The sequence below is a fragment of the Rhizobium sp. MHM7A genome, assembly GCF_005862215.1.
Taxonomy (GTDB): Bacteria; Pseudomonadota; Alphaproteobacteria; order Rhizobiales; family Rhizobiaceae; genus Rhizobium; species Rhizobium bangladeshense.
In genome coordinates, this window is the sequence record NZ_VCHT01000005.1 from 260034 (window position 1) to 273010 (window position 12977).

The window sequence follows — 12977 nt, forward strand, 5'->3', positions numbered from 1 at the left end:
TTGAATTGTTGGGGCGGAGATTCACTTCATGGCCGGCAGCAAATGCCTTGCGCTGATCGCGCATGACCAGAAGAAGGACGACATGGCGGCATTCGCCCGCGCCAATCAGGACCTTCTCTCGCGCTGGAAGATCGTCGCGACGGGCACGACCGGCGGCCGGGTGCTTGACGCCGCTCCCGATCTCGACGTCACCAGGCTCAAAAGCGGTCCGCTCGGTGGCGATCAGCAGATCGGCGCGCTGATTTCGACCGGTGAGGTCGACGCCCTGATCTTCTTCGTCGACCCGCTGACCCCGATGCCGCATGATGTCGACGTGAAGGCACTGATGCGGTTGGCGATCGTCTACGACATTCCGATGGCGCTCAACCACGCGACCGCTATAAAGCTCCTTCCCACACTCGAAGCCTGATCAGCACGGAACCGGCCATGCCAAAACCGAACCACAGCACCGCTCCGCTGCCTTTCCCGATCCTGATCGGCGATATCGGCGGCACTAATGCCCGCTTCTCCATCCTGACCGACGCCTATGCCGAGCCGAAGCAGTTTCCAAATGTGCGCACTGCGGATTTTTCCACGATCGACGAAGCGATCCAGAGGGGCGTGCTCGACAAGACGGCGGTGCAGCCGCGTTCGGCCATCCTCGCCGTCGCCGGTCCGATCAACGACGACGAGATTCCTCTGACAAATTGCGATTGGGTAATCCGGCCTAAGACGATGATCGGCGGCCTCGGCATAGAGGATGTGCTCGTCGTCAACGATTTCGAGGCGCAGGCGCTGGCAATCGCCGCCCTATCCGATGAGAACCGTGAGCGCATCGGCAATGCCACGGGCGACATGATCGCCTCGCGCGTCGTTCTCGGACCCGGCACCGGCCTCGGCGTCGGCGGGCTCGTACATGCCCAGCAGAGCTGGATCCCGGTTCCCGGCGAAGGCGGTCATGTCGATCTCGGGCCGCGCAGCAAGCGCGATTATGAAATCTTTCCGCATATCGAGACGATCGAAGGCCGCGTTTCGGCCGAACAGATCCTCTGCGGGCGCGGCCTCGTCAATCTCTATAACGCCATCTGCGTCGTCGACGGCATCCAGCCGACGATGAAGGATCCCGCCGACATCACCTCGCATGCGCTTGCCGGCAGCGACAAGGCGGCCGTTGAGACCGTCTCGCTGTTTGCCACCTATCTCGGCCGCGTGGCGGGCGACATGGCGATGGTGTTCATGGCGCGCGGCGGCGTCTATCTCTCCGGCGGCATCTCACAAAAGATCCTCCCGGCGCTGAAGAAGCCGGAATTCCGCATCGCCTTCGAAGACAAGGCGCCGCATACAGCGCTGCTTCGCACCATTCCCACCTATGTGGTGACGCATCCGTTGGCAGCCCTTGCCGGGCTTTCCGCCTATGCCCGAATGCCGGCGAATTTCGGCGTATCGACGGAAGGCCGCCGCTGGCGGCGTTGACCCCGCGCTCAAGGCAGGCAGAGCGTGCTGGCCCGCCCAGTCGGACGCGCGGCGCTCTAGCCAAACCAATCCTAACTCTTTATAGAGCCGCCAAAAGCGCGTGCCGCCTCCATGGCGCGCCGGCACAGGACAGGAAAGCTCATTTTTGGAAGCCGCAGAAAGCAGAAAGCAGAGCGTCAACAGCGATACCGTGACCGGCATCCTGAAGCGCATCATCGCTGAAAACGGCCGCGACCATCTCTGGGGTTATGTCTTTGCGATCGCCTGCCTCGTGGTTGTGGCGCTTTCGACGGCGTTCACCGCATGGATCATGCGGGCGATCATCGACGAGGCCTTCGCCAACCGCCGCGCCGACGTCGTCTGGATCATCTGTCTTTCGATCTTCGTGGCCTTCGTGTTGCGCGGTTTTGCCAGCTACGGCCAGGCCGTGGCGCTTTCCAAGGTCGGCAACAATATCGTCGCCCGATATCAGCGCCGCCTCTATGCGCATCTGATGACGCTTTCTGTCGGCTTTTTCAGTGAGGCACGGTCGGCCCATATCGCCGCGCAGGTGAGCCAGAACGTCAGCGGCATTCGTGACGTGCTCAACCTGACGATCACCTCGACGGTGCGCGACCTCCTGACCTTCGTTTCGCTGATCGGCGTGATGGTCCTTCAGGACCCGCTGCTCAGCCTCGCCGTGTTCATCATGGCCCCGCCGCTGCTCTATGCGCTGCGTTATGTTTCCAAACGTCTTCGCTCGGCAACCCGCGAGGCCGTGCATCTGAACAGCCACGTGCTGGGGGCCATGCAGGAGACGATCCAGGGTATTGCCATCGTCAAAGCCTTCACGATGGAAGAGGAGCTGGAGAACAAGGTCAACAAGCTCATCACGGCCGCAGAAAACCGGGCGAATCGGATAGCCCGGCTGTCCGAGCGCACCTCACCGCTGACAGAAAGCTTCGCGGGCTTTGCCGTCGCCAGCGTGCTCGCCTATGCCGCCTATCGCTCGATCTATTACAATGTGGCACCGGGCGCCTTCTTCTCCTTCGTAACGGCGCTGCTGCTTGCCTATGACCCGGCCCGGCGCCTCGCCCGCCTGCAGGTGCAGATGGAGCGCGCCGTCGTCAATGCGCGGATGATCTACGAATTGCTCGACATGGAGCCGCGCCAGCGCGACCTGCCGGATGCGCGACCGCTGACAGTGACGCAGGCCAGGATCGAATTCCGCAACGTTTCCTTCGCCTATGGCAATGAGAGCGTGCTGAACGGCGTCAGCTTCGTCGCCGAGGGCGGCGCCACAACGGCGCTCGTCGGCCCCTCGGGTGCGGGCAAATCCACTGTCATCAGCCTCATACCGCGTTTCTACGATCCGCGCGAAGGCGAAATCCTGATCGATGGACAGGATATCGCCCATATCACCAAAAAGTCGCTGCGCCAGCAGCTCGCCTATGTCTCACAGCAGCCCTACCTGTTCGAGGGCACGATCCGCGACAATATCCGCTACGGCCGGCCGGATGCGACCGATGCCGAGGTGGAGGATGCCGCCCGGCTCGCCTACGCGCATGATTTCATCTCAGCTCAGCCGCTGGGCTACGATACGCCTGTCGGTGAAAACGGCGTGACGCTTTCAGGCGGCCAGCGCCAGCGTCTGTCAATCGCGCGCGCTTTGGTGCGCAATGCTCCGATCCTGCTCCTCGACGAAGCGACGTCGGCCCTCGACACCGAATCCGAGGCCGCGGTGCAGAAGGCGCTCGACGAGGCGATGACGGGGCGCACCGTCGTCGTCATTGCCCACCGGCTGTCGACCGTGGTGCGCGCCGACAAGATCGTCGTCATGCAGCAGGGCCGGGTCGTCGAGGAAGGCAATCACGAGGCGCTTGCGAAGGTCAGCGACGGTCTTTACGCTCGCCTCAACAACCTGCAGAGGCCTTCGGCCTCCGATTCAAACTAACTTGGTGAGACGGACATGAGCGATGCTGCGATGAAACTAGTGGTGGTTGGCGCGGCGGGACGCATGGGACAGACGCTGATCCGGCTCGTCCATTCGATCGACGGCGTGACATTGCACGCTGCCGTCGAGCGTGTCGGCTCGCCCTTCGTCGGCAAGGATGCTGGCGAGATGGCGGGCCTCGGCCCGACCGGAGTCATGATCGGCGACGACCCGCTCCAGGCATTCCTCCATGCCGAAGGCGTGCTCGACTTCACCTCGCCTGCCGCAAGCGTGGAATTCGCCGGCCTCGCCGCGCAGGCCCGTATCGTTCATGTCGTCGGCACGACGGGCTGCTCGACCGAGGACAACGCGAAGATCGCCGCCGCGGCACGCCATGCCCGCATAGTCAAGTCGGGCAATATGAGCCTTGGCGTCAATCTGCTCAGCGTCCTGGTCGAACAGGCGGCGCGGGCGCTCGATCCTATTGATTGGGACATCGAGATCCTGGAAATGCATCACAAGCACAAAGTCGACGCCCCTTCCGGCACTGCACTTCTTTTCGGCGAAGCGGCGGCCAGGGGCCGCAATGTCGATCTCGCCTCGAAATCGGTCAGGGTGCGCGATGGACATACCGGCGCCCGGGAGGCGGGTACGATCGGTTTTGCGACGCTGCGCGGCGGCTCCGTCATCGGCGAGCATTCCGTGCTTTTCGCCGGCGAAGGCGAAATCGTCAGCCTGTCGCACAGTGCGGCCGACCGTTCGATCTTCGCACGCGGTGCCATCAAGGCGGCGCTCTGGGCGCGCGACAAGAAGCCGGGGCTCTATTCCATGCTCGACGTGCTCGGGCTTTCTTCCCAATAAAGATATTACGGAGGCATATTCATGAGCGGTACCCTCGTCCTCGTTCGCCACGGCCAGAGCGACTGGAACTTGAAGAATCTCTTCACCGGCTGGAAGGATCCCGATCTGACCGAGCTCGGCATCCAGGAAGCCAATGCGGGCGGCGCCGCACTTGCCGAATACGGGATCAAATTCGACATCGCCTATACCTCGGCTCTAGTGCGCGCGCAGCACACGCTGAAGCTCATTCTCGACAAGGTCGGTCAACCTGACCTCGAGACGATCCGCGACCAGGCGCTGAACGAGCGTGACTACGGCGACCTCTCGGGCCTCAACAAGGATGATGCGCGCGCCAAATGGGGCGAGGAACAGGTGCATATCTGGCGCCGTTCCTATGACGTGCCGCCGCCCGGTGGCGAGAGCCTGCGCGACACCGGCGCGCGCGTCTGGCCTTACTACCTCACGGATATCCTGCCGCGCGTGCTGCGCGGCGAGAAGGTGCTGGTTGCCGCGCATGGCAATTCGCTGCGTTCGCTCGTCATGGTGCTCGACAAGCTCAGCAAAGAAGGCGTGCTTGCCCTCAACCTCGCGACCGGCGTTCCCATGGTCTACAAGCTGAATGCGGATTCCACCGTCGCTTCCAAGGAAGTGCTGGGCGATATGTCCGGCGCGCATTGAATTCAAGTAGGCGTGCCACCGGAGCCGGTCGGCACGCCAAGCCTCAATTCTCGATGGTGAACTGCACCCGATCAGCCGCAAACCGGCTAATGGAATATTGCACCGGCACGCCATCAAGATCGGTGTTCATCGCCTTGGCGATCAGAAGGATCGCGCCAGGGGTGAGCTCCAGGTCAGCCAGATCGGCAGTAGCAGCATGCGCCGCCGTTACCTCGGTTGTCGCCCGGACGTAGTCCACCAGCCCGAGTTCGGCGAAAGCCTTGGTGATCGATTCGTGCTTTCGGTAGGCCTCGCCGATCCCGGCGAAACGTTCGGCGTGAAACCAGCTCGTCGCCCTTGAAACCGGCCGCTTGTCGGCCTCGCGCAGCGTTTCAAGCCGGATCACCTCTGCTCCCGGCTTCAGGCCAAGCCAGCGAGCGACCTCGGCGCTCGCCTCCTCCTTTGCCTCCTCGAGCAGAAGTCCTCGCATCTCGCGCGCCTGATCGCCGATACCGGCGGTAAAGCGGGTGCGCCGCGTGATCGGGAAGTTGAAGCGCTCCTTGCGCTCGATCAGCGTGCCGCGACCTTGCACCGCACGCACGATGCCTTCCTGCGCCAGCGCCGCCAGAGCGCTGCGCACCGTATGCCGGTTGACGCCGAACTGCAGCGCCAGCCCGGTTTCTGGCGGCACCATTCCAGTTTCGTCATAGGCGCCGGCGCTGATCGCCTCGCGTATCCGGTCGGCAATCTGACGCCAAAGCGCCACACCCGTTTGCCTTTGCACCTGCTTCAATCCCGCCATTCCACCCTGCCACTTCATTCCCACTGCTTGGATCAAAGCGTTACAGAGTCGCCTGCGCAGCGAAAAGATGCGTTACGCCTGAGATGTCACACCCTTGTCACGACTTCGATCTAAGCCTAGAAATATCTTGTATAGTTGTCTATATCAATAGACATTTCCGGGAAGATGGCGATGATATCAGCGGAGAATAGGGACGCTGCGTCACAGAGGGTGTCGGCGCGCAAACGCGCCGCCGATCTGCTGGCGCGCGCAAAACGGAGCGAACTCTCGGCGGTCTGGGATGCGTTGCCGGAAAAGCCTCAGGTGCAGCCGGTGCGCGGACCCGAAACCGGCCTGGTGATGGTGCGCGGGCGCATCGGTGGCGGCGGAGCCGCCTTCAATCTTGGGGAAGTGACGGTGACGCGTGCTTCGGTCCGGCTCGACTCCGGATCGGTCGGGCATGCGCAGGCGCTCGGCACCGACCGGGAAAAGGCCCGTCTTGCGGCGATGTTCGACGCGCTCTGGCAGCAGGAGGCGACCAGGGATTTTGTGGAACAGGCCCTGCTTCTGCCGATCGAGGAACGGATAGCCGCTGCCGAACGCCGTAGGGCGGATGAGACGGCGGCAACCCGCGTCGACTTTTTCACTATGGTGCGGGGTGACGACTGATGGGTCTGAAGATAGAAGCCCTGACCGGCGGCTTTGCCGCCCCGGTGTTCCACTCCCAGAGCGTTTTCAAGATGCTGATGGACGGCATGGCCCGTCCCGGCACGATCCAGACCGTTGAGCCCGATATCGCTCCGCCCGGGCCGTTCGGCATCGCCGCCGGCGCGATCGCGCTGACACTTTGCGACCATGACACGCCGGTCTGGCTTTCGCAGGGATTGGCCAAATCGGCTGTGCCGGAATGGCTCGGCTTCCACACTGGCGCTCCGCTGACGAGCGAAAAGGCCGAGGCGCGCTTCGCTTTCACGGAAGCCGGTACCGCGCTTTCCTCCTTCGGCGTCTTTGCATCGGGCACGCAGGAATATCCCGACCGTTCGACGACCATTATCATCGAACTCGCCGAGCTGGAGGGCGGGCGCAGATTGGCACTGATCGGCCCCGGCATCCAGAGCGAGACTGAGATCGCGCCCAGGGGGCTGCCCGAGACCTTTCTGCCGCTTTGGACGGACAATCGTGCGCTCTTTCCGCGCGGCATCGACATCGTGCTGACATCGGGCAAACGCTTCCTCTGTCTGCCGCGCACCACCAAGATCACAGCAACGGAGATCTGAGCTCATGTATGTTGCCGTCAAGGGTGGCGAGGCCGCCATTGCCAATGCCCACCGCCTGCTTGCCGACCGCCGCCGCGGCGACCGTTCTCTGCCGGCGATCGGCATCGACCAGATCGTGGCGCAGTTGGGCCTCGCCGTTGACCGCGTGATGGCGGAGGCCTCGCTTTTCGACCGCACGCTTGCAGCGCTCGCCATCCGCCAATCGCGCGGCGATATGATCGAGGCGATCTTCCTGCTGCGCGCCTACCGCACGACTCTGCCGCGCTTCGGCTATTCAAGGCCGCTCGACACGGCTGATATGACGATCGAACGGCGCATCTCGGCGACCTACAAGGATCTGCCGGGCGGCCAGCTTCTTGGGCCTACCTTCGATTATACCCATCGGCTGCTCGATCCCTCGCTGCTTCAGGACGAAGCGGTCGAGGCGCCTGCCCAGCGTACGGCGGAGACCGGCCGCGTCATGCGCGTGTCCGAAATTCTCGGCGAGGAAGGCCTGATCGAGGCAGACGGCGACATGCCGCAAGATCACGAGATCGGCGACCTGACCCGCGAGCCGATGGAATTCCCGATGACCCGCGACCTGCGCCTGCAGGCGCTTGCCCGGGGCGATGAGGGCTTCCTGCTGGCGCTCGGCTACTCCACCCAGCGCGGCTATGGCCGCAATCACCCCTTCACCGGCGAGATCCGCATCGGCGAAGTCGAGGTGGAATTCGACGTGGCGGAGCTCGGCTTCGCCGTCTCGCTCGGCGTAATCCAAATCACTGAATGCCAGATGGTCAACCAGTTCAAGGGATCGGCCAAGGCGCCGCCGCAATTCACCCGCGGCTACGGCCTCGTCTTCGGCCAGAGCGAGCGCAAGGCTATGGCGATGTCTCTGGTCGATAGGGCGTTGCGCGCCGAAGAGCTCGGCGAGGACATCACCGCGCCTGCGCAGGATGAGGAATTCGTCATTTCCCATTCCGACAACGTCCAGGCGACCGGTTTCGTCGAGCACCTGAAGCTTCCGCATTATGTGGACTTCCAGGCCGAACTCGATCTCGTCCGCCGCATGCGCCGCGAATTCGAAGCCGCCCGCAGTGCTGGCGAAGACATGAAGGAAGCCGCCGAATGAGCGATCTCGCCAGCTACAACTTCGCCTATCTCGACGAGCAGACCAAGCGGATGATCCGCCGCGCCATCCTGAAGGCAATCGCCATTCCAGGCTACCAGGTGCCTTTCGCTTCCCGCGAAATGCCGATGCCCTACGGCTGGGGCACCGGCGGCGTGCAGGTGACGGCCTCGATCATCGGGCCTGACGACGTGCTGAAGGTCATCGATCAGGGCGCCGACGATACGACCAACGCCGTTTCCATCCGCGCCTTCTTCCAAAAGGTCGCCAATGTCGCGGTGACGACGCATACCAGGGATGCGACGATCATCCAGACGCGCCACCGCATCCCGGAGGAAAAGCTCGGAGCCGGCCAGGTGCTGGTCTATCAGGTGCCGATCCCAGAGCCGCTGCGCTTCCTCGAGCCCCGCGAGACCGAGACCCGCAAGATGCATGCGCTCGAAGAATACGGCCTCATGCATGTGAAGCTCTACGAAGACATCGCCCGAAACGGCCGCATCGCCACCACCTATGCCTATCCGGTCAAGGTGCATGGACGTTACGTCATGGATCCTTCGCCGACACCGAAGTTCGATAACCCGAAGATGCACAAGTCGGAAGCGCTGCAGCTTTTCGGCGCCGGTCGCGAAAAGCGCATCTATGCCGTGCCGCCCTATACCGACGTCGTCAGCCTGGACTTCGAAGACCATCCCTTCGAGATTCAGCGCTTCGGCAAACCCTGCGCGCTCTGTGGCGCAGAGGATGTCTACCTCGACGAGGTCATCCTCGACGACAAGGGCGGCCGCATGTTCGTCTGCTCCGATACCGACCATTGCGAAGATCGCCGGGCGCAGGGGCATGCCGGCGAAATGCTGGCCCGGGAGGCTGCGGAATGACCGACACGGCGCTTCTCAAAGTCAACGACCTCTCAAAATTCTACGGCAATCGCATCGGCTGCCGGAACGTCTCCTTCGAGCTCTGGCCCGGCGAGGTGCTCGCCATCGTCGGCGAATCCGGTTCGGGCAAGACAACGCTGCTCAACTGCATCTCCACCAGGCTGATGCCGACCACCGGCAGCGTCGAGTACCACATGCGCGACGGCAGCTACCGCGACCTCTACCATATGAATGAGGCCGAGCGCCGCTTCCTGATGCGCACCGACTGGGGGTTCGTACACCAGAACCCCGCCGACGGGCTGCGCATGACCGTCTCGGCCGGCGCCAATGTCGGTGAACGGCTGATGGCGATCGGCGACCGGCACTACGGCAAGATCCGCTCGGCCGCCATCGACTGGCTTGAACGTGTCGAGATCGACGCAGAGCGCATCGACGACCAGCCGCGCGCCTTTTCCGGCGGCATGCGCCAGCGCCTGCAAATTGCCCGCAATCTCGTCACCGGGCCGCGCCTCGTCTTCATGGACGAGCCCACAGGCGGTCTCGACGTTTCGGTGCAGGCGCGCCTGCTCGATCTGGTGCGCGGCCTCGTCAACGATCTTGGCCTCTCGGCCATCATCGTCACCCACGATCTCGCCGTCGCCCGGCTTCTCTCGCACCGGATGATGGTGATGAAGGATGGCTGCGTCATCGAACACGGTCTGACAGATCGTGTTCTCGACGATCCGCGGGAGCCTTACACCCAGCTGCTCGTCTCCTCGATCCTGCAGGTCTGAGCCATCGTTAGAAACCAGGAAAGAACAATCATGGCCACGCCCCTCGTCGTTTCCGAAGTCTCGAAAAGCTTCACCATGCACCTGCGCGACGGCATCAGGCTGCCCGTCGTCTCCGACGTCGCCTTCTCTGTGTCGTCAGGCGAATGCGTCGTGCTCGGCGGCCCCTCTGGCATCGGCAAGAGCTCGCTGCTCAAGATGATCTACGGCAATTATGCCGTCGATACCGGGCAGATCCTCGTCCACCACGACGGGCGCATCGTCGATCTTGCCTCGGCCGACCCGCGCACCGTGCTCAACGTGCGGCGCCATACGCTCGGCTATGTCAGCCAGTTCCTGCGCACCGTCCCGCGTGTCGCGGCCATAGACGTAGTGGCCGAGCCGCTTGTCGCACGCGGCGAACAGGCCATGGCGGCGCGGGAAAAGGCCGGTGCCCTGCTCGCCAAACTCAACCTGCCCGAAGCGCTCTGGCAGCTTCCGCCCGCTACCTTTTCGGGCGGAGAACAACAGCGGGTCAACATCGCGCGCGGCTTCATCACCGACCATACGATCCTGCTTCTCGACGAACCCACAGCGTCGCTCGATGCACGAAATCGGGCCGTCGTCGTCAGCATGATTGCCGAAAAGAAGCGGGCGGGCGTTGCTCTCCTCGGCATCTTCCACGACGAGGAAGTGCGCGAAGCCGTCGCCGACCGCATCCTCGATGTCCAGCAGTTCTCTCCACGAAAGATCGCTGCATGAACCGGAAGCTGGGCCTTGAGCCCTATATCGACGAGACTGCATCCGTCAGCGATTCCACCCTCGGGCGCTATACCGAAATCTCGGAACGCTGCCGCATCAGCGAGGTAACCTTCGGCGACTATTCCTACATCATGCAGGACGGCTCCATCTGGTGCGCGACGATCGGCAAATTCGTCAATATTGCCGCCGCCGTTCGCATCAACGCCACCAACCATCCGACCTGGCGCGCGACGCTGCACCATTTCACCTATCGCGCCGCAGATTACTGGCCGGACGGCGACATGGAGGAGGATTTCTTCGCCTGGCGGCGCTTGAATCGCGTGACGATCGGCAATGACGTCTGGATCGGCCATGGGGCGACGATCCTGCCGGGCGTCAGCGTCGGCAACGGCGCGGTGATAGGCGCCGGTGCCGTCGTATCGAAAGACGTCGCGTCCTACACGATCGTCGGCGGCGTCCCGGCCCGGCTGATCCGCGATCGGTTTTCTAAGGCGCTAGGAGAACGCATGGACGAACTCGCCTGGTGGGATTGGGAACATGACCGGCTGCGCCTGGCACTCCAGGATTTTCGCAACCTGAGCGCGGAAGATTTCCTCTCCCGCTACGGCGGCTAAACCTCCGATACGAGCGCCAGGAAATGTGACAAGACTTACACAAATATGACATCTGAGGGTCATCAAGCGGGACTAATGCGATCCTGATAAAGGCCCGGAATGCAGGGGAAGAGCATGATGTTCGCGCTGAAGGATGTCACACGTCGTTTCGGAAACAAACTCGCAGTCGACGCCGTCACACTCGAGATTTCTCAGGGTCAGATGGTTGGCATCATCGGCCGCTCCGGCGCCGGCAAGTCGACGCTCCTGCGCATGATCAACCGGCTCCAGGAGCCGAGCTCCGGCTCGATTCACTTTGCCGGCGTCGAAGTCTCCGGACTTCGTGGCCGAGCGCTGCGCAACTGGCAGCGCGACTGTGCGATGATCTTCCAGCAGTTCAACCTGGTGCCGCGCCTTGATGTTCTCACAAATGTCATGCTCGGCCGGCTCAATCACCGCTCGACGCTTCTGAGCCTGCTCAGCGTCTTCACACGCGAGGAGCGTATTCACGCCATCGCCGCGCTCGAACGCCTCGGCATTGAGCAGACGGCGCTGCAGCCGGCCGGCACGCTTTCCGGCGGACAACAGCAGCGCGTGGCGATTGCCCGCGCGCTCATGCAGAACCCGAAGATGGTTCTCGCCGACGAGCCGATCGCCTCGCTCGACCCGCTGAACGCCAAGATCGTCATGGATGCGCTGCGCGATATCAACGAGCGCGAGGGCATCACCGTCATCACCAATCTGCACACGCTCGACACCGCCCGCAACTACTGTGAGCGCATCATCGGCATGGCCGGTGGCCGCGTCGTCTTCGACGGAAAGCCCTCGGAGCTGACCGCGGAGGCTGTCAAGGAAATCTACGGGACGGATAAGGACGGCGCCGGCATCGACGAAACGGTGACCTCGACCAGCCTTGAATCCACTCGTCGCCCCGAAATCGCATCATCCGGCATGACGGCCAAAGCCGCCGCCATGCATTGAACCGTTTCCGGCCGACGGGACAACGGCCGGAGAACCAACTGACAAGCCACGTCACAAAAGGAGACTTCCATGTCTGCATTCCGCAATATCCTGATGGCAACCATCGCCGTAGCCGCCCTCGCCGGCAATGCCGCCGCACAGGACGTCAAGGTACTCCGCATCGGACTCGATGGCGGTGAAAACGAGGCCGACCAGGTTCGCCGCACCGAGTGCGTCAAGCCGGGCCTGACCGCTGCCACCGGTGTTTCCGAAGTCCAGCTCTTCCCATCGCCGAACTACAACGGCGTCATCCAGGGCCTGCTCGGTGGCACGATTGACCTCGCCGTCATGGGCGCTGCCTCTTACGCCGCGGTTTATATCAAAGATCCGAACGCCGTTACCCCGGTTCTGACCACGAAGCAGGCCGACGGTTCGACAGGCTACTATTCGATCATGGTTGCCCGCAAGGATTCCGGCATCAAGACGCTCGCCGACGCCAAGGGCAAGAAGCTCGGCTTCGCCGATCCCGACTCCACCTCCGGTTACCTCGTTCCTAACGTTGCCCTTCCGAAAGACACCGGCGCTCCCGTCAAGCAGTATTTCTCTGAAACCGGCTTCGGCGGCGGCCATGAGAACCTCGTTCTCGGCGTTCTCGACAAGAAGTTCGACGTCGGCACCACCTTCGGTTCCGGTCAGGGCGAGTGGGCGCAGGGCTACACCTCCGGCAACCTACACCAGATGGTCGCCAAGGGCCTGCTCGACATGGACGATATCGTCGAGGTCTGGAAGTCGCCGCTCATCCCGAACGGTCCGCTGATGGTTTCTCAGAAGCTGCCGGCCGATCTCCAGAAGAAGGTTACCGCCTACTTCGCCGAGCTGCCGAAGACCGACAAGAGCTGCTTCGAATCGTTCACCGGCGGCGGCTACGTTGACTGGGCACCGGTGGACCAGAGCTTCTACCAGACAATCATCGACGCCCGTAAGGCCGTGATCGGCGGCTGATCCTCAGTC

The 12977-nt window shown here is 62.9% G+C and carries 15 protein-coding genes; 14 read left to right on the forward strand and 1 reads right to left on the reverse strand.

The genetic code is table 11. The features are described from left to right. Positions 1-28: 28 nt before the first annotated feature. The 5 genes from FFR93_RS19510 (at position 29) to FFR93_RS19530 (ending at position 4882) form a co-directional block, all read left to right on the forward strand. Positions 29-409, forward strand: coding sequence for a methylglyoxal synthase (locus FFR93_RS19510; protein ID WP_064707596.1), 381 nt, complete (start codon positions 29-31; stop codon positions 407-409). Between the two features lie 17 nt (positions 410-426). Continuing rightward, positions 427-1452: a glucokinase gene (locus tag FFR93_RS19515; protein ID WP_138394416.1), complete on the forward strand. Its 1026-nt coding sequence runs from the start codon at positions 427-429 to the stop codon at positions 1450-1452. A gap of 145 nt (positions 1453-1597) precedes the next feature. Beyond that, positions 1598-3385: an ABC transporter ATP-binding protein gene (locus tag FFR93_RS19520; protein WP_064707594.1), complete on the forward strand. Its 1788-nt coding sequence runs from the start codon at positions 1598-1600 to the stop codon at positions 3383-3385. Between the two features lie 15 nt (positions 3386-3400). Then, the gene (gene dapB, locus FFR93_RS19525) at positions 3401-4225 is read left to right on the forward strand and encodes a 4-hydroxy-tetrahydrodipicolinate reductase (RefSeq protein ID WP_138394417.1); all 825 of its coding nucleotides are present in this window, start codon (positions 3401-3403) and stop codon (positions 4223-4225) included. A 21-nt stretch (positions 4226-4246) separates the two neighbouring features. Next, positions 4247-4882 (forward strand): 2,3-bisphosphoglycerate-dependent phosphoglycerate mutase, encoded by a 636-nt coding sequence (locus FFR93_RS19530; RefSeq protein ID WP_138394418.1) that lies wholly within the window; start codon positions 4247-4249, stop codon positions 4880-4882. A gap of 43 nt (positions 4883-4925) precedes the next feature. Here the strand turns inward: FFR93_RS19530 and phnF are convergent, their stop codons facing one another. Further along, positions 4926-5663, reverse strand: coding sequence for a phosphonate metabolism transcriptional regulator PhnF (gene phnF / locus FFR93_RS19535; protein ID WP_138394503.1), 738 nt, complete (start codon positions 5661-5663; stop codon positions 4926-4928). 171 nt (positions 5664-5834) lie between these two features. Here phnF and phnG point away from each other — a divergent pair, with 171 nt between their 5' ends. The 9 genes from phnG to phnD all read left to right on the forward strand — a co-directional run bounded on the left by phnG (position 5835) and on the right by phnD (position 12968). After that, entirely contained in the window at positions 5835-6311 is a 477-nt protein-coding gene (gene phnG / locus FFR93_RS19540) for a phosphonate C-P lyase system protein PhnG (protein WP_138394419.1), read from the forward strand. Beyond that, complete coding sequence (phnH, locus tag FFR93_RS19545; protein ID WP_138394420.1) at positions 6311-6919, forward strand: phosphonate C-P lyase system protein PhnH; 609 nt, start codon at positions 6311-6313, stop codon at positions 6917-6919. Before phnG ends, phnH begins: the two co-directional genes overlap by 1 nt. A gap of 4 nt (positions 6920-6923) precedes the next feature. After that, entirely contained in the window at positions 6924-8030 is a 1107-nt protein-coding gene (locus FFR93_RS19550; RefSeq protein WP_138394421.1) for a carbon-phosphorus lyase complex subunit PhnI, read from the forward strand. After that, positions 8027-8902: an alpha-D-ribose 1-methylphosphonate 5-phosphate C-P-lyase PhnJ gene (locus FFR93_RS19555; protein ID WP_064707587.1), complete on the forward strand. Its 876-nt coding sequence runs from the start codon at positions 8027-8029 to the stop codon at positions 8900-8902. The genes FFR93_RS19550 and FFR93_RS19555 overlap by 4 nt, the downstream gene beginning before the upstream one ends. Beyond that, a complete protein-coding gene (gene phnK, locus FFR93_RS19560) occupies positions 8899-9675 on the forward strand; it encodes a phosphonate C-P lyase system protein PhnK (protein ID WP_138394422.1) in 777 nt (258 codons plus the stop codon). Before FFR93_RS19555 ends, phnK begins: the two co-directional genes overlap by 4 nt. Positions 9676-9705: 30 nt before the next feature. Then, entirely contained in the window at positions 9706-10413 is a 708-nt protein-coding gene (phnL, locus tag FFR93_RS19565; RefSeq protein WP_138394423.1) for a phosphonate C-P lyase system protein PhnL, read from the forward strand. Then, the gene (locus tag FFR93_RS19570) at positions 10410-11027 is read left to right on the forward strand and encodes a DapH/DapD/GlmU-related protein (RefSeq protein ID WP_064707584.1); all 618 of its coding nucleotides are present in this window, start codon (positions 10410-10412) and stop codon (positions 11025-11027) included. The genes phnL and FFR93_RS19570 overlap by 4 nt, the downstream gene beginning before the upstream one ends. A gap of 117 nt (positions 11028-11144) precedes the next feature. After that, positions 11145-11987 (forward strand): phosphonate ABC transporter ATP-binding protein, encoded by an 843-nt coding sequence (gene phnC, locus FFR93_RS19575; protein ID WP_064707583.1) that lies wholly within the window; start codon positions 11145-11147, stop codon positions 11985-11987. A 69-nt stretch (positions 11988-12056) separates the two neighbouring features. Then, a complete protein-coding gene (phnD, locus tag FFR93_RS19580) occupies positions 12057-12968 on the forward strand; it encodes a phosphonate ABC transporter substrate-binding protein (protein WP_138394424.1) in 912 nt (303 codons plus the stop codon). The last annotated feature ends 9 nt before the right edge of the window (positions 12969-12977 follow it).